Below are 14,965 nucleotides of genomic sequence, written 5' to 3'. Positions count from 1 at the left end.
CGGTATGTCGGGCGAGGAACCGGTGACTTGAAGATCCGCGACAACCTCCGCTGTCGGCCTCGAGGCCTACGCTGAGCGCATGGTGAACCCGACCCGCGGCGTGCTCTATCCCTCGCGCCTGCCGCAGTTCCATCGGCTGCCCGCCCCGGCCGCGGTGGCCGACCTGGTCGCCTGGTTCTGGATCCCGGAGTGGGACATCGAGCCCGGGCGCTCCTCGCGCCAGGAGATCGTGTCGTACCCCGCGCTCAACCTCGTCGTCGACGCAGGATCGGTCACGCTGTCCGGCGCGACGACGCGTGCCTCCCACCGCGATCTGCACGGGCGCGGCTGGGCCGTCGGCGCGCTCCTGCGCCCCGCCGCGGTCGCCGCGCTGATCGACGATCCCGTGGCGGTGGTCGACGGGGAGCGGGTGATCGAGTCGCCGGAGGCCTCCGCGCTGCGCGAGGCCGTGGTCGCGGCGATGACGTCCGGCGAGGGCCATCGCGAGCGTGCGGTCGAGGTCTTCGCCGACGGGCTCGGGGAGCGGGTGGGCCCCGTGGGCGACTCGGCGCACCAGGCCAACGCGCTGATGGAGGTGCTGATGGGGGAGGAAGCGGCGCTCACTCCGGAGGAGGCCGCCACACGTCTGGCCGTCTCGGTGCGGACGCTTCAGCGGATGACGCACCGCCACGTCGGTCTCTCGCCCGCGGCGATGATCCGTCGTCGACGGCTGCAGGAGGCCGCGCAGCGCGTTCGGGAGGAACCGGACGTCGATCTGGCGTCGATCGCGGCCGAGCTCGGATATGCGGATCATGCCCATCTGACGCGCGACTTCCGGTCCGTGCTCGGGATCGCACCGCGCGCCTACCGTTCCGAGTCGAGCCGCTGACGTCAGGCCCGTGCGAGCCGGAGCCGCAGCATCCGGTACGCGATGCCGAGCACGACGACGGCGGTCCCGAGGATCGACGCCAGCACCGGGAGCGTGTTCACCAGGACCAGGCAGCCGAGAGCGCCGAGCACCTGCAGGGCGCGGGGATAGCGGCGGACGGATCCGGTCTGGCGGAACGCGGCCGCGTTCGCGATCAGGTAGTACAGCAGCACGCCGAACGACGAGAAGCCGATCGCCTGCCGGAGATCGGCGACGAGCACGACGGCGATCACGATCACGGCGATCGCGATCTCCGCGCGCTGCGGCACCCGGTGGCGTTCGTCGATCTTCGCCAGGAAGCGCGGCACGTCGCTCTCCCTCGCCATGGCCAGGGTCGTGCGCCCGATTCCGGTCAGCAGTGCCAGCAGCGCGCCCAGTGCGGCCATCGCCGCGGCCACGCGGACGATCGGTGCGAGCTCCGGCGCTCCTGCGGCGACGAGCAGGTCCACGAGCGGTGCGGTCGAGCCGATGACGTCGGCGCCGAGGACGAGGACCACGGCGAGCGCGACCAGCACATAGACCACGACGGCCCCGCCGAGGGCGAGGACGATCGCGCGGGGGATGGTGCGCGCGGGATCGACCACCTCCTCGCCCATGGTCGCGATGCGCGCGTAGCCGGCGAACGCGAAGAACAGCAGCCCGGCTCCCTGCAGCACGCCGTACGCCGTGGGGTCGGGGAGCGGCGCCGGCGTGGCGACCGCGACGCCGCCGAAACCGACCCCGACCGCGACGGCGAGCCCGAGCAGGGAGCACACGACCAGAACGCGCGTGAGCAGTGCCGTGCGGGTCACGCCGAAGCAGTTGACGACGGCGAGCCCGGCGACGGCCACCACGGCGACGGGGACCTGCCAGCCCTCGGGCGCGGCGTAGGCGGCGAAGGTCATCGCCATGGCGGCGCAGCTGGCGATCTTGCCGATCACGAAGCTCCATCCGGCGATGAAGCCCCACCACGGCCCGATCTCCGCGCGGGCGTAGGCGTATGTCCCGCCCGCGACGGGATGCGCGGCGGCGAGCTGTGCGGAGGAGGTCGCGTTGCAGTACGCCACGACCGCGGCGATCCCGAGCGCGATCAGGATGCCGCTCCCGGCGACGCCGATCGCCGGTGCCCACACCGCGAACACGCCGGCGCCGATCATCGAGCCGAGGCCAATGGCGACGGCGTCTCCGAGCGTCAGGCGGCGGGCGAGGGGCATCCCGTCATGGTGGCACGCAGCGGTGAACGGCGGGTGGCCGGGACGGCGATGTCACGATCCGCGATCCGCGGGGGCTCGCATATGCTGGGTTCCACGTCTGGGGCCCGAGCGGTGACATCGCGAGCGCACGCGGTCCAGATGGATACCGGGGGGTGTCTTCATGTCAGAAGTGCAGGTGTTCTACGACGAGTTGCAGTCGTCGGCGTACGACCTCGCCGATGCCGCGTTCGTCCTGCAGACGGATGCATCGAATCTCGTCGGCGGTGATGTCGGAGTCGATGCTCCCCTCGGTCGCTACACGCTGAAGGCAGCGGTCGGCAGGCAGGTCGAGGCGCTCCGCGAGGCCACGCGTGCGCACCAGGAGGCGAGCGCCGCACTGAGGACGACGCTGACCAACATCACGGATCGGTACTCCGACCTCGATGTCGAACTCACGGGCAAGGAGCAGCCGTGAGCCTTGCTTCTCCGAATCGCGGATACCCGTTGGAGAGGATCACCGGTGACGTGGGGACGATGTCGCGCTGGGTGGATCAGTTCGAGGTCGTCGCTGAACACCTCACCGCGCTCCGCGGGGCGGCGGCGCGGACCTCGGGATGCGCCGGAGTGGGGAAGGCCGTGTCCGGCGCCCGCAAGGACGCTGTGGCGATCCTGTCGGTGATCGGCCCGGACGTCGCCCTCGCTCAGACACTGGGCGAGGCACTGTCGGCGTACGCGCAGGCGCACGACGCGCATGCGCAGAAGGCGAACGCGCTGATCGAGGAGATCGAGAGCGCGCACACCCGGTTCGAGACACTGGGGAGGGCCGCGGACAGCGCCGGGCGCGGTGCGCTGGCGGCGTCGAGGCTCGACGACCCCGTCGCCCTGGAGAAGGCGCAGGACGAGGCGACGGAGCAGATCGGTGCGCGGGATCGAGCGGAGGAGGAGCTGAACGAGCTCTGGCTCGAGTACGAACGGCACTTCGGGGCCTGGGAAGAGGCGTACGACGCCGCCGTGCGGGCACTGGTCCCGTCGGAGAGCGTGCCGGTGACCCTCGAGGCGAGGGACTTCCTCGACGCTCTCCTCTCCGCCGACACGCCGGAGGAGGTGCTGCGCCGGTGGCTGTCCCGGCCGGAACTGCAGGACGAGGTGATCAACGCGCATCCGGAGATCGTGGGCGCGATGGACGGGATTCCCGCGCTCGTCCGCGTGGCCGCCAACCGCCTCAACGCGCCCGGCTGGATCGCGGAGGCCGAGGCGGATCTCGCCGTCGAAGGGATCTCGGACGAGCGCGCGGCCTTCCTGCGCAGCGAGATCGCCTACCTGAGACAGGTGATGAGCGACGACGACCCCGTTCAGCTCTACCTCTACGATCGTGATTCCTCACGGATCATCGAGATGATCGGAACTCCCTCGCCCGAGACGGAGAAGGTGATCACGTACGTGCCGGGGACCTTCACGAGTCTCGGGGACTTCTACACGGGCGGCGCTCAGCAGATCGCCGGATACCTCGCGGACCAGGTGCCCGGTACGGTCGCATTCGTCTACAAGGACGGGCCCTTCCCGGGTGAGAACCCGGACGTCGGCGGCATCGACATGTTCCGCATCGGCGAGGCGAACGATCCGGATCGTGCGCTCGCGGCGGGGCAGCAGCTCGCGCGGTTCCAAGCGGGGATGCGCGCGGATCCGCTCCTGGGGACCGCGGAGCACGACGCCTTCGGGCACAGCTGGGGGCTCGCGAACGTCACGAGTTCCGAGGTCGCCGGGGCACACTATGACAAGGTGATCTCGCTCTCCGGGGCGGGAATGCTCGAAGCGTGGAAGCCCTCGCGGGACACGTCGTACACCGATCTGTCCTACAACGACATCCTGCAGTCCGGACAGGGGCTCGGGCTCGTCTGGGGCGGGAACAACCCGCGGGAGCACCCCGCTTTCGAACACGGCGAATACTACGAAGGACCACATGACGACCAACTGGCAGACTCGGCCTCCGTGCCATCCAGCGGGTACCCCGCGGTCTACGTGCCGCTCGATGACATCGGGGTGCTGATGGACAATCACAACCTGATCGCCACGACCGCCACGGCGAACGACAAGGCGCTGAACGAGATGCTGAACCTGGTGATCGGAAGATGAAGACACGGTGGGGTCTCATCGCCGTCGCGCTGGGCTGTGTCGTCGCACTGTCGGGGTGCGCACCCGCCGCCGAGGAGTCGAATGAGGAGGGCAACGTGACGCTGGAAGAGGCCAAGGCGCAGGTGCAGGCGACGGAGTTGGAGATCGCGTCGTTGATTCCCGATGACGTCGTCGCCAGCATCGATCAGAAGCCGGAGGGGACGCTGTTCTCCTGTGACGAGGAGCAGCACCGGTGGAAGGGGTCGACGACCGTGGTGCTCCTTCCGGAGGCCGATGCGACCGCGGTGGTGAAGCAGCTGGAATCGGACGTGAAGGATGCGGGCCGGTTCACTGTCGAATCGTGGGTGGATGTCACCGAAACCTACAGCGTGCAGCTGACGTTGCCCGGTTCCACGGAGAACTACGTTCTCAGTGAGGGAGAGCCGCACACGATCCGCATCGCTTCGGGTTCGGTGTGCTTCACCCTGCCGGAGGGCGTCTACCCGGGCGGCACGTTCTGACGGCCGACCCGCCGGCGCCTCCACGCCGCGGTCAGCCGCGTGAAGCCGTGACGCGCTTCTTCTCCCGGATGTAGACCTCGCGTCGCACCTTCGCGACGACGTCGCCTTCGCGGTCGGTGATCACCGTCTCGAACCACTCGAGCACCTTCGCTCCGCCGCGTGCGCGCTCTCTGATCTCCTCGGCCTTCTCCTTCGAGACCTCGAACTCCGCGGTCAGCACCCCGCGCCCCGGCTTGAGGAACTCGATCTCGCCGCGGGTGTCCCACACCACGTGGTCGCGTCCGAGCTGGTGCATGACCAGCATGAAGAAGTACGGATCGGTCATCGCCGACATCGATCCGCCGAACGCGGTCTTGACGTAGTTGCGGGTGAAGACGTTGACGTGCAGCTCGACGGTGGCGTGCGTCCAGTCCTCGCTGAAGCGGCGGATGCGGATGCCGCTGAAGAGGTTCGGGATCCACAGGCTCATGCCGATCGCGAGACGGCGGGGAGTGATGCGCATGAGGTCAGTGTGGAGGAGGCCTACGAGAGCGACAAAGACGTCTGTGGGGTTGCCACAGTTGTTCTAGTTTCTTTAGAATTAGTGCAACAACCGGAGGTCCGATGCTGATCAGGGTCGACATGGCGAGCGGGGTGCCGCTCTACGAGCAGGTCGCCGCGTCCGTGCGCGCCGACATCGTCGCCGGGAGCCTGGCGCCCGGCGATCGTCTGCCGTCCGCGCGCGAGGTGGCCGAGACGCTGGAGATCAATCTGCACACGGTGCTGCACGCCTATCAGCAGCTGCGCGCCGAGGGACTGATCGATCTGAGACGCGGCCGCGGCGCCGTCGTCTCCGCCTCCGTGGGGCCGCTCGCCGAGCTGACCCACGACCTCCGTGATCTGGTGACCCGCGCTGCCGCTCTCGGGGTCACGCCGGCCACTCTCGCCGCTCTCGTGAAGGAGATCACCGTATGACCGCCGACGTCCGTCGTGCCCGTACCGCGTTCCTGTGGGTCGGGGTGATCCTTCCCCTCACCGTCCTCGCCGTCTCGGCGGTCATCGTCGCGTTCTGGCTTCCCGAGATCCCGGAACCGGCGGCGATCCACTGGGGGGAGGACGGCGTCGACGGCTTCGGGCCGGGGTGGACGTATCTCGTGGTGCTGGGCGGCATCGCGGCGATGGTGATCGCTTTCGCGCTGCTCGCGTGGTTCGCGCATCGTCTCCCGCAGAACGGGCAGCCGGTTCCCTCCGCGGAGGCGGAGCGCCCGCAGTGGTCGATCACGGCGAGGTTCCTCGGTGCGATGAACCTCGGCACGGTCGCCCTCATCGCGCTCATCACGCTTGTCGGGGTCGGCTCGCAGCGGGGGCTCGCCGATGCCGCGGACACCCCCGACATCGGCATCGAGGTGCTCATCGGGTTCGTGCTCATGGCGGCCGGTATCGCGATCGGATGGTTCCTGCAGCCGGCGACGCCGCTGCCCGAGTCGAGTCGCACGGAGGACTCCGCGACCCCGCTCCAGACCTCCGCCAGCGAGCGCCTGGTCTGGATCGGCACCGCGGCGATCGCCGGCAGCGGTCTGGCGGTGCTCGGCGGCACCGCGCTGCTGGCGTGCTCGCTCGCGGCCATCATGATCGCGACCGGAGCGGGCGGACTGATGACCGCGATCATCATGCTGGCCGCCTGCGCGATCCTGATCGCCGCGCTGGCCACCACCTTCGCGTTCCGGGTGCGCATCGGCCCCGCCGGACTGCTCGTGCGCTCGCTGGCGGGTTGGCCGAGGATCGAGATCCCCGCCGCGGACGTGGCCTCGGTGCGTGCGATCCAGGTCGATCCCTTCGCCGAGTTCGGGGGCTGGGGGCTGCGCTACGGACTCGACGGCCGGTACGGCGTGGTGCTGCGCCGCGGCGAAGCCGTCGAGGTGACGCGCGTCGGCGGACGGCGATTCGTCGTCACGGTCGACGAGGCGCAGACGGCAGCGGCAGCGCTCGCCGCCGTCGCGCAGAGGGAAGGACGCGTCGCATGACCCACGACCTCACCCGCACGCCGCCCACGCTCCTGCGACGCGCCCGGCTGACCTTCCTCATCGTGGCGGTCATCGTGCCGATCGTGATCACGGCGATCGCGGTCGGGGTGCTCCTGTCCTGGCTGCCGACGTTGCCGTCGCAGGTGGTCACGCACTGGGGCGTCGACGGCGCCGACGGGTTCGGTCCGCCGTCCCTGTATCTCTGGCTCCTCCTCGGTATCGGTCTCGCGCTCCCCATCCTGATGGCGGTCGTGACGCTCGCCTCCGTCGGTGCGCACTGGGGCGGCGCCGCGCGACTGATGGGCGCGCTCGCCGCCGGCATGGCGGCCTTCGCCGCGGTCACGAACCTCGGCTCGCTCGTCATCCAGCGCGACCCGGCCGACCCGGCCGATGCTCCCGGCATCGGGGCTGTCATAGCGCTCGCCTTCGCCGCACTCGTCGTGGTGGGCGCCCTCGCCTGGATCGTGCAGCCTCGGGTCCGCCCGGAGCAGGGCCGCACGCTCGAGCCCCGCCACCGTGTGGACATCGCCCAAGGGGAGCGCGTCGTGTGGGTGGCGACCGCGTCGATGCCGCGGGGCCCGCTCGTCTTCCTCACCGTCGTGCTGCTGGGTCTCGTCGCGCTCGCCGGCTACATGCTCCTCACCGGCGTCGAGGGAGGCGTGATCGTCGCGCTCGTCGTGGTGGTCGTGGCCTTCGCCCTGGCTGCCACCATCTCGTTCCGCGTACGGGTGACGCCCGAGGGCTTCGCCGCCCAGGCGCTGCTCGGATGGCCCCGCGTCCGCATCCCGCTGGACGAGGTCGCCTCCGCTCGAGCGGTCGAGATCTCCCCGTTCGGCGAGTTCGGGGGCTGGGGGTGGCGCGTCGCCGTCGACGGGCGGCAGGGGATCGTCCTGCGTCGCGGGTCGGCGATCGAGGTCACACGCCGCGACGGGCGGATGTTCCTCGTCACGATCGACGGCGCCGAGGACGCGGCGGCGCTGCTGCAGGCGTACGTCGACCGCTCGGAATCACCGGGCACCGCGCCCGGCCACCTCGGAAAGGGAGCCTCATGAACGACCGGACTCTTCACGATCGGCGCGTGCCCTGGCCCGCCGTCGTCGTCTTCGTCCTGACCGCCTGCGCCCTGGCGTGGCTGGTGGCCCTGCCGCTGTGGCTCGGTGACGGACTGGCCGAGCCGCTCACGGTCGTGCTGCTGCCGGTCATGATGTTCACACCCGCCCTCGCGACGCTCGTCGTCATGTTCGTGATGGGCGTTCCGGCCCGTGGGCAGCGCGCCCGCTTCCTCGGGCTGTGGCCGCTGCGCCCCGCCGCGCGCGTGATCTGGCTCATGGTCGCGGGGTGGCTGGTTCCGCCGCTGCTGGTGGGGCTCGGGATCCTGCTGTCCGCCGCGCTCGGCTTCGTGCAGCTCGACCTGACCTTCGCGGCGTTGGCGGCCCAGCTCCAGAACAGCCTCCCGGCCGGGACGCCGCTCCCGCCGGTCGAGGTCGTGGTGATGGCGCAGCTCGCGATGGTCCCCGTCGGAGCCCTGTTCAACAGCATCTTCGCGTTCGGCGAGGAGCTCGGCTGGCGCGGCTGGCTGCTGCCTGCTCTCCGTCCGCTCGGCACCTGGCCGGCGCTCATCCTCAGCGGCGTGATCTGGGGCGTGTGGCACAGTCCGATCATCCTGCTGGGCTACAACTTCGGGCGCACCGACGTCACCGGGGTGCTGCTCATGATCGGCGGTTGCGTCGCCTGGGGCATCCTGTTCGGCTGGCTGCGCCTGCGCTCGGCATCGGTCTGGCCGGCCGTCATCGCGCACGGGTCGCTGAACGCGGCGGGAGGCGTGATCCTCCTGTTCGCCGCCACGCAGCCCGACATGGCGCTCGCCGGCCCGCTCGGGGTCGCGACGTGGATCGTCATCGCGGTGGTCGTCATCGTGCTCGTGGTCACGGGTCAGTTCCGGAAGCAGCCCGAGCTCGCCGACGCACCGGGTCGGCTGCTCTCAGCCCCACGCCCTTGACGCACCGGGGCGGCGGGGGTTGGCTGAACGCATGGACTCCACCCCCGACGCCTGGTCGCAGACCGATTCCTTCCTCGCCGACCTCCTCGTCGGGCCCGACGCCGATCTGGAAGCGGCGCTGACCGCCCAACGGGCCGCGGGCTTGCCGGAGATCGAGGTCGCGCCCGTCGCCGGCAAGCTGCTGGATCTCCTCGTCCGCATCAGCGGCGCCCGCCGGGTGCTGGAGATCGGCACCCTCGGCGGCTACTCCACGATCTGGCTCGCCCGCGCGGTCGGGCCGGAGGGGCGCGTCGTGACGATCGAGGCGGAGTCGGACAACGCGGCCGTCGCCCGGGCCAGCATCGACCGTGCGGGCGTCGGCGATCGCGTGGACATCCGCGTGGGCCGGGGCGCCGACGTCCTGCCGACCCTGGTCGCCGGTTTCGACCTGGTCTTCATCGACGCCGACAAGGAGTCGAACACGATCTACCTCGACTGGGCGGCGAAGCTCGGTCACCCCGGCACCGTGATCGTGCTCGACAACATCGGGCGCGAGGGCGAGATCGTCCGGGACGACACCACCGACCCCAAGGTGGTCGGCACGCGCGAGGGGCTCCGGATGCTGGGGGAGGACCCGCGCTTCGACGCCACGGCGCTGCAGACCGTGGGCGTGAAGGGCTGGGACGGCTTCGCGATCGCCGTCGTCGTCTGACCTCGGGCGGTCGCCGACCCGGGCCGGGCGAGTCCCTGAGTCCGTCGGACGGCCGGGCTAGACTGGGCGCGGATCGACGACGCTCCACACCACGTTTTCCCCCTGAGCAAGGAGCACATCAGTGGCACTGATCGAGGCTGTAGGCGCACGCGAGATTCTCGACTCGCGCGGAAACCCGACCGTCGAGGTGGAGGTGCTCCTCGACGACGGCATCGTGCAGCGGGCGGCCGTCCCGTCCGGCGCATCCACGGGCGCGTTCGAGGCGTACGAGCTCCGCGACGGAGACAAGAGCCGTTACGGCGGCAAGGGCGTCCTCAAGGCCGTCGAGGCCATCATCGACGAGCTCGGACCGGCGATCGAGGGCGTCGAGGCGAGCGAGCAGCGCATCGTCGACGAGATCCTGACCGAGGTCGACGGCACCGAGAACAAGAAGCGCGTCGGCGCCAACGCCATCCTCGGCGTGAGCCTCGCAGTGGCCAAGGCCGCCGCCGACTCGGCCGACCTCCCGCTGTTCCGCTACCTGGGTGGCCCGAACGCGCACGTGCTGCCCGTTCCGCTGTTCAACGTCATCAACGGCGGCGAGCACGCCGACAACGGCATCGACATGCAGGAGTTCTTCCTCGCGCCGATCGGTGCGGAGACCTACTCCGAGGCCCTGCGCTGGGGCGTCGAGACCTACCACGTGCTGCGCGCCGAGCTGAAGGCCGCCGGCTACGCGACCGGCCTCGGCGACGAGGGCGGCTTCGCCCCCGACCTGCCCAGCAACCGCGAGGGCCTGGACTTCCTGGTCAAGGCGATCGAGAAGGCGGGCTTCACGCCCGGCACCGACATCGCCCTGGGCCTCGACGTCGCCGCGACCGAGTTCTTCAAGGACGGCGTCTACCGCCTCGACAACAAGGACTGGGACGCCGCCGCGCTCACCGAGTACTACGTCGGGCTGGTCAACGACTTCCCGATCGTCACGATCGAGGACGCTCTCGCCGAGGACGACTGGGACAACTGGAAGCACCTCACCGACGCCCTCGGCGCCAAGGTGCAGCTGGTCGGCGACGACCTGTTCGTGACCAACCCGCAGCGCCTCGCCGACGGCATCAAGCGCGGCGTCGCCAACTCGCTGCTCGTCAAGGTCAACCAGATCGGAACGCTCACCGAGACGTTCGACGCCGTCAGCCTCGCGCAGCGCTCCGGCTACACCGCGATGCTGTCGCACCGCTCCGGTGAGACCGAGGACACCACGATCGCCGACCTGGTCGTCGCGACCAACGCGGGTCAGATCAAGGCGGGTGCGCCTGCTCGCAGCGAGCGCGTCGCGAAGTACAACCAGCTCCTGCGCATCGAGGAGGAGCTCGGCGACGCCGCGGTCTTCGCCGGTCGTTCCGCGTTCCCGCGGTACCAGGCCTGAGCGCAGCTGAGACAACGAAGAAGCCGCCCGCACGGCGGTGAGGATCGCCGCTGAAGCGGCACGACGAAGGAGGGGCCGTGGCACGACGACCGGCTCCTCCTTCGTCGTCTCCGGCGTCGACCGCGAAGGCGGGCCGCAACGCGCCGCCGACGAAGAAGCCCCCGGGGAAGTCGTCGAACAGGACGACCCGCGGCGAGGCCCCGAGGGTCGACGTGCGCGAGTGGGCCTCCGGCATCCGCCTGTCCGCGTTCTCCGTCATCATGCTCTCGCTGGTGGTCCTGGGCGCGTGGGTGCTCGTGCCGACGCTCGGCACCTTCATCGACCAGCGCCAGAAGATCGCGGCCCTGGAGCACTCGGTGCAGGTCAGCGAGGACGAGATCGCGGCCCTCGCGGCCGAGCGCGATCGATGGAACGACCCCGCGTACATCACGACGCAGGCGCGTGAGCGTCTCTACTACGTCAAGCCGGGGGAGGTCGTGTTCCTGATCGACAACGACCTCGACCCCGCAGCCCTCCCGCGGGAGCAGAAGCCGGTGAGCGACACCCTCGAGGAGAGGCCGGCGGACTGGATGCCCCAGCTGCTGCGCACCCTCGTCTCGACCGGGCTCAGCGATACGGCGACGGTCGCTCGCTGAGCGGCCGCTCCGAGCATCCTCTCGGCAGCCTCCCCTACGCTGGTGTGGTGACCACGCCGCCGTTCCCTGCTCCGACTCCCGCCGAACTCGCCGTCGTATCGGCCCAGCTCGGCCGTCCCGCCCGGGGTGTGGTGGGCATCGCGGCCCGCTGCGCCTGCGGCAACCCGACCGTGGTCGCGACGACGCCCCGTCTGCCGGACGGCACGCCGTTCCCGACGTTCTACTATCTGACCCACCCGGCGGCCACGGCGGCCATGTCGACGCTCGAGGCCACGCAGGTGATGCCCGAGCTCGCCGCTCTCCTCGTCGACGATGAGGGTGTGGCTGCGGCCTACCTCGCGGCGCACGAGGCGTACCTCGCCGACCGGGCGCAGTTCGGGGAGGTCTCCGAGATCGACGGCATCTCCGCGGGCGGCATGCCGACGCGCGTGAAGTGCCTGCACGCCCTCGCCGGTCACGCCCTCGCGGCCGGACCCGGCGTGAACCCCATCGGCGACGCGGCTCTCGCGCGGTCGTCGTGGTCGCCGACGGTCTGCCGTTGCGAAGACCCGGGTGCCGCACAGCGCGAAGAGGCGGCGCTCCCGGCATGAGCTCCCGTCGGACGCTGCGCAGCGCTGCCGCCATCGTGGTGGTCGCGGCCTCCGTCCTGCTCATCGGCGCCACCGCGACGCCGCCGCCGATCCCGGACGACCCGGCGGATCCGACGCGCGCCTCGGAGTACTGGCTCGACGGCGCGCGCATCCGCGAGGCCTGGCAGACGACCCGCGGCAAGGGCGTGACGATCGCCGTGATCGACACCGGCATCGGCAAGGTGCCCGCGGTGTTCGGGGACGCGGTCGTGGGCGGCACCGACGTGTCGGGCGCCGGAACACCCGACGGGCGCACACCCCTCGGCGCGGTCGACGGCAACCACGGCTCCTGGGTGGCCTCGCTCGCGGCGGGACGCGGCGCACCCGACGGCACCGGCATGATCGGCGTGGCCCCGGAGGCCGATCTGCTGTCGATCTCGGTGGGCTTCGGGGCGGCCGCCGCCGTGCCGTTCGCCGAGCAGGTGGCGAAGGGGATGCGGTGGGCCGTCGACAACGGCGCCGACATCATCAACCTCTCGTTCACGACGAACACCCTCGACTGGGACGAGAGCTGGGACGACGCGTTCCTGTATGCGTTCGAACACGACGTGGTCGTGGTCGTCGCGGCGGGGAACCGGGGGAGCGGGACCAGCATCATCGGCGCTCCCGCCACGATCCCGGGTGTTCTCACGGTCGGCGGCGTGGACCAGACCGGGACGGCGAGCGTCGAGGCGTCGACGCAGGGGATCACGATCGGCGTCTCCGCCCCCAGCGAGGGACTGCTCGGAGTGTCCGCCGACGGCGAGATCGCGAGGTGGCGCGGCACCAGCGGTGCGGCCCCCATCGTCGCGGGAGTCGCGGCGCTGATCCGCTCGGCGCATCCCGACATCAAGGCGATCGACGTCATCAACCGGATCATCAAGACCGCGATCCCGGTCCCGGATGCGATCAAGCCGCAGGATCCGCTCTACGGCTACGGCCTCGTGGACGCGGAGGCGGCGATCTCCGCGGACATCGCTCCGGTGACCGAGAACCCGATGGGCGACCTCGCGGAGTGGATCAGGGTCTTCCGCCGTGCCGAGACGGAACCGCAGCCCGAACCGTCCATTACGCCGGTGGCCGTGCCGCCTCTTCCCGCGGCCGACGCGCCCACCGAGGCCGGTTCACCGTTGCTTCCCAGCGCCGATTCATTGCGCTACGGTACCCTGCCGCTCATTGCGCTCACCGTCCCTGGTATCCTGATAGCGCTTGGCGTCACCGCAGCTGCCCGGCGCATCCGATCGGCGCGCGTTCCCGTACGCCAAACCCCCGACTCCGAGGAGTAGTTCTTCTGTGCCTCAGAACAGCACTGTGCCCAAGATCCTGATCGTCGGCGGAGGGTACGCGGGTTTCTACACCGCGTGGAAGCTCGAGAAGCATCTGCGCAAGGGTGAAGCCGACGTGACCATGGTCGACCCGCTGCCGTACATGACGTACCAGCCGTTCCTCCCCGAGGTCGCCGCCGGCTCCATCGAGGCCCGGCACTCTGTCGTGGCGCACCGTCGCCACCTCAAGCGCACCAACGTGCTCACCGCCAAGGTGACGAACATCAACCACGCGCAGAAGGTCGCGACGATCACGCCGCCCGTGGGCGAGCCGTACGAGTTCGCGTACGACCAGATCGTGGTCACCGCGGGTGCCGTCTCGCGCACCTTCCCGATCCCCGGCATCGCCGACAACGCGATCGGGCTCAAGACGATCGAAGAGGCCGTCGCCATCCGCGACAAGGTCATGTCGAACTTCGACAAGGCCGCCTCCCTCCCCGCCGGTCCCGAGCGCGACCGTCTGCTGACCGTCGTCGTCGTCGGCGGTGGCTTCGCCGGCATCGAGGTGTTCGCCGAGCTGCGTTCGCTGGCCTCCTCGCTGGTGGGCAAGTACCCGCAGCTCAGCTTCGACGACACGCACTTCCACCTCATCGAGGCGATGGGGCGCATCATGCCCGAGGTCTCGCTCCAGACCAGCGAGTGGGTGCTCAAGGACCTCGCCAAGCGCGGCGCCAACGTGCACCTCGACACGCAGCTCACGAGCGCGGTCGACGGCAACGTCGAGCTCTCCACCGGCGAGGTCATCCCGACCGACGTGATCGTGTGGACGGCCGGCGTCATGGCCAACCCGACCGTGGTGCGCGGCGGCGACCTCCCCGTCGAGGAGCGCGGTCGCATCCAGACCCGTGCCGACCTGCGCGTCGGCACCCCCGAGGCGTTCGTCGAGGGCGCCTGGGCCGCCGGTGACGTGTCCGCCGTCCCCGACCTGTCGGGTGGTGGCGTCGGCGGCTTCTGCGTGCCGAACGCCCAGCACGCGGTTCGCCAGGCGAAGCTCCTCGCGAAGAACCTCGTCGCGGTGCTCCGCGGTGAGGCCCCGAAGGACTACCTCCACAAGAACCTCGGTGCGGTCGCCGGCCTCGGTCTGTACAACGGTGTCTTCCAGTCCGGAAAGATCGCCCTCAAGGGTTTCGTCGCCTGGGTCGCGCACCGTGGCTACCACGGCCTCGCGATGCCGACGTGGGAGCGCAAGTTCCGCGTCATCTGGGGCTGGTGGAACAACCTGTGGCTGGGTCGCGACCTGGTGAACCTCGAGACGGTGCAGAACCCGCGCTACGTCTTCGAGGAGTTCGCCGCGCGTCCGCGTCCGGCAGCGCCGGCCGCCCCGGCCGCTGACGCCGCTCCGGCAGCCAAGGCCGAGCCCGCCGTGAAGAAGCCGGCGGCGAAGACCGCGTCGGCAGCGTCGGCCGAGGCTGCCGAGAAGCCGGCCGCCAAGAAGCCCGCTGCGAAGAAGGCTCCCGCGAAGAAGGCCGCCGAGCCCGTCGAGGCATCGGCGAAGTAGTCTCCTTCCGAACAGGACGATCGGCCCCGTGCGCTCTGCGCCGGGGCCGATCGCCGTTCCCGGGCTGATCGGCGACTCGGAGGCGACGCATA

Annotated in this window: 16 protein-coding genes; 14 read left to right on the top strand and 2 right to left on the bottom strand. The window is 70.5% G+C overall.

What is annotated here, in order from left to right; genetic code table 11:
• Positions 1-79: 79 nt before the first annotated feature.
• A complete protein-coding gene (locus tag AC07VM_RS09155) occupies positions 80-868 on the top strand; it encodes a helix-turn-helix domain-containing protein (RefSeq protein ID WP_494910816.1) in 789 nt (262 codons plus the stop codon).
• A 2-nt stretch (positions 869-870) separates the two neighbouring features.
• Here the strand turns inward: AC07VM_RS09155 and AC07VM_RS09150 are convergent, their stop codons facing one another.
• Positions 871-2,100: an APC family permease gene (locus AC07VM_RS09150; protein ID WP_494910815.1), complete on the bottom strand. Its 1,230-nt coding sequence runs from the start codon at positions 2,098-2,100 to the stop codon at positions 871-873.
• A 160-nt stretch (positions 2,101-2,260) separates the two neighbouring features.
• On the opposite strand from AC07VM_RS09150, the gene AC07VM_RS09145 reads away from it, so the two are divergent.
• The 3 genes from AC07VM_RS09145 to AC07VM_RS09135 are packed head-to-tail and all read left to right on the top strand — an operon-like array spanning position 2,261 to position 4,712.
• On the top strand, positions 2,261-2,554 hold the full coding sequence (locus AC07VM_RS09145) for a hypothetical protein (protein WP_494910814.1): 294 nt from the start codon (positions 2,261-2,263) through the stop codon (positions 2,552-2,554).
• Positions 2,551-4,212 carry a hypothetical protein gene (locus AC07VM_RS09140; protein WP_494910813.1) on the top strand — a complete coding sequence of 554 codons (1,662 nt, stop codon included), beginning with the start codon at positions 2,551-2,553 and terminating at the stop codon, positions 4,210-4,212. Before AC07VM_RS09145 ends, AC07VM_RS09140 begins: the two co-directional genes overlap by 4 nt.
• The gene (locus tag AC07VM_RS09135; protein WP_494910811.1) at positions 4,209-4,712 is read left to right on the top strand and encodes a hypothetical protein; all 504 of its coding nucleotides are present in this window, start codon (positions 4,209-4,211) and stop codon (positions 4,710-4,712) included. The genes AC07VM_RS09140 and AC07VM_RS09135 overlap by 4 nt, the downstream gene beginning before the upstream one ends.
• A 31-nt stretch (positions 4,713-4,743) precedes the next feature.
• On the opposite strand, the gene AC07VM_RS09130 is transcribed toward AC07VM_RS09135, so the two are convergent.
• On the bottom strand, positions 4,744-5,214 hold the full coding sequence (locus AC07VM_RS09130; RefSeq protein ID WP_021199522.1) for a PaaI family thioesterase: 471 nt from the start codon (positions 5,212-5,214) through the stop codon (positions 4,744-4,746).
• A 101-nt stretch (positions 5,215-5,315) separates the two neighbouring features.
• Between AC07VM_RS09130 and AC07VM_RS09125 the strand changes: the two genes are divergently transcribed.
• From AC07VM_RS09125 to AC07VM_RS09080, 10 genes are all read left to right on the top strand, one after another.
• Positions 5,316-5,666 (top strand): GntR family transcriptional regulator, encoded by a 351-nt coding sequence (locus AC07VM_RS09125; protein ID WP_267417756.1) that lies wholly within the window; start codon positions 5,316-5,318, stop codon positions 5,664-5,666.
• Positions 5,663-6,715 (top strand): DUF1648 domain-containing protein, encoded by a 1,053-nt coding sequence (locus AC07VM_RS09120; RefSeq protein ID WP_494910810.1) that lies wholly within the window; start codon positions 5,663-5,665, stop codon positions 6,713-6,715. Before AC07VM_RS09125 ends, AC07VM_RS09120 begins: the two co-directional genes overlap by 4 nt.
• The gene (locus AC07VM_RS09115; RefSeq protein WP_494910809.1) at positions 6,712-7,767 is read left to right on the top strand and encodes a DUF1648 domain-containing protein; all 1,056 of its coding nucleotides are present in this window, start codon (positions 6,712-6,714) and stop codon (positions 7,765-7,767) included. The genes AC07VM_RS09120 and AC07VM_RS09115 overlap by 4 nt, the downstream gene beginning before the upstream one ends.
• A 26-nt stretch (positions 7,768-7,793) precedes the next feature.
• Entirely contained in the window at positions 7,794-8,714 is a 921-nt protein-coding gene (locus AC07VM_RS09110; RefSeq protein ID WP_494910808.1) for a CPBP family intramembrane glutamic endopeptidase, read from the top strand.
• A 31-nt stretch (positions 8,715-8,745) separates the two neighbouring features.
• Positions 8,746-9,405, top strand: a complete 660-nt coding sequence (locus AC07VM_RS09105; RefSeq protein ID WP_494910806.1) for an O-methyltransferase — start codon at positions 8,746-8,748, stop codon at positions 9,403-9,405.
• Between the two features lie 121 nt (positions 9,406-9,526).
• Positions 9,527-10,807 carry a phosphopyruvate hydratase gene (gene eno / locus AC07VM_RS09100; protein ID WP_494910805.1) on the top strand — a complete coding sequence of 427 codons (1,281 nt, stop codon included), beginning with the start codon at positions 9,527-9,529 and terminating at the stop codon, positions 10,805-10,807.
• A 77-nt stretch (positions 10,808-10,884) separates the two neighbouring features.
• On the top strand, positions 10,885-11,442 hold the full coding sequence (locus AC07VM_RS09095; protein ID WP_267417762.1) for an FtsB family cell division protein: 558 nt from the start codon (positions 10,885-10,887) through the stop codon (positions 11,440-11,442).
• Positions 11,443-11,489: 47 nt separating this feature from the next.
• Positions 11,490-12,032, top strand: coding sequence for a DUF501 domain-containing protein (locus tag AC07VM_RS09090; RefSeq protein WP_267417763.1), 543 nt, complete (start codon positions 11,490-11,492; stop codon positions 12,030-12,032).
• On the top strand, positions 12,029-13,336 hold the full coding sequence (locus AC07VM_RS09085) for a S8 family serine peptidase (protein ID WP_494910802.1): 1,308 nt from the start codon (positions 12,029-12,031) through the stop codon (positions 13,334-13,336). Before AC07VM_RS09090 ends, AC07VM_RS09085 begins: the two co-directional genes overlap by 4 nt.
• Before the next feature lie 25 nt (positions 13,337-13,361).
• On the top strand, positions 13,362-14,873 hold the full coding sequence (locus AC07VM_RS09080; RefSeq protein WP_267417765.1) for an NAD(P)/FAD-dependent oxidoreductase: 1,512 nt from the start codon (positions 13,362-13,364) through the stop codon (positions 14,871-14,873).
• The last annotated feature ends 92 nt before the right edge of the window (positions 14,874-14,965 follow it).

The organism is Microbacterium sp. GW821-FHT01D02, from assembly GCF_059422585.1.
The sequence above is the reverse complement of the archived record's forward strand: the minus strand, read 5'-3'. Positions and strand labels throughout refer to the sequence as shown.

Excerpts from the sequence above, each read along its gene's own strand:
- AC07VM_RS09155 (WP_494910816.1), top strand. The coding sequence starts at position 80 with ATGGTGAACCCGACCCGCGGCGTGCTCTATCCCTCGCGCCTGCCGCAG.
- AC07VM_RS09150 (WP_494910815.1), bottom strand. The coding sequence starts at position 2,100 with ATGCCCCTCGCCCGCCGCCTGACGCTCGGAGACGCCGTCGCCATTGGC.
- AC07VM_RS09145 (WP_494910814.1), top strand. The coding sequence starts at position 2,261 with ATGTCAGAAGTGCAGGTGTTCTACGACGAGTTGCAGTCGTCGGCGTAC.
- AC07VM_RS09135 (WP_494910811.1), top strand. The coding sequence starts at position 4,209 with ATGAAGACACGGTGGGGTCTCATCGCCGTCGCGCTGGGCTGTGTCGTC.
- AC07VM_RS09130 (WP_021199522.1), bottom strand. The coding sequence starts at position 5,214 with ATGCGCATCACTCCCCGCCGTCTCGCGATCGGCATGAGCCTGTGGATC.
- AC07VM_RS09125 (WP_267417756.1), top strand. The coding sequence starts at position 5,316 with ATGCTGATCAGGGTCGACATGGCGAGCGGGGTGCCGCTCTACGAGCAG.
- AC07VM_RS09120 (WP_494910810.1), top strand. The coding sequence starts at position 5,663 with ATGACCGCCGACGTCCGTCGTGCCCGTACCGCGTTCCTGTGGGTCGGG.
- AC07VM_RS09115 (WP_494910809.1), top strand. The coding sequence starts at position 6,712 with ATGACCCACGACCTCACCCGCACGCCGCCCACGCTCCTGCGACGCGCC.
- AC07VM_RS09105 (WP_494910806.1), top strand. The coding sequence starts at position 8,746 with ATGGACTCCACCCCCGACGCCTGGTCGCAGACCGATTCCTTCCTCGCC.
- AC07VM_RS09085 (WP_494910802.1), top strand. The coding sequence starts at position 12,029 with ATGAGCTCCCGTCGGACGCTGCGCAGCGCTGCCGCCATCGTGGTGGTC.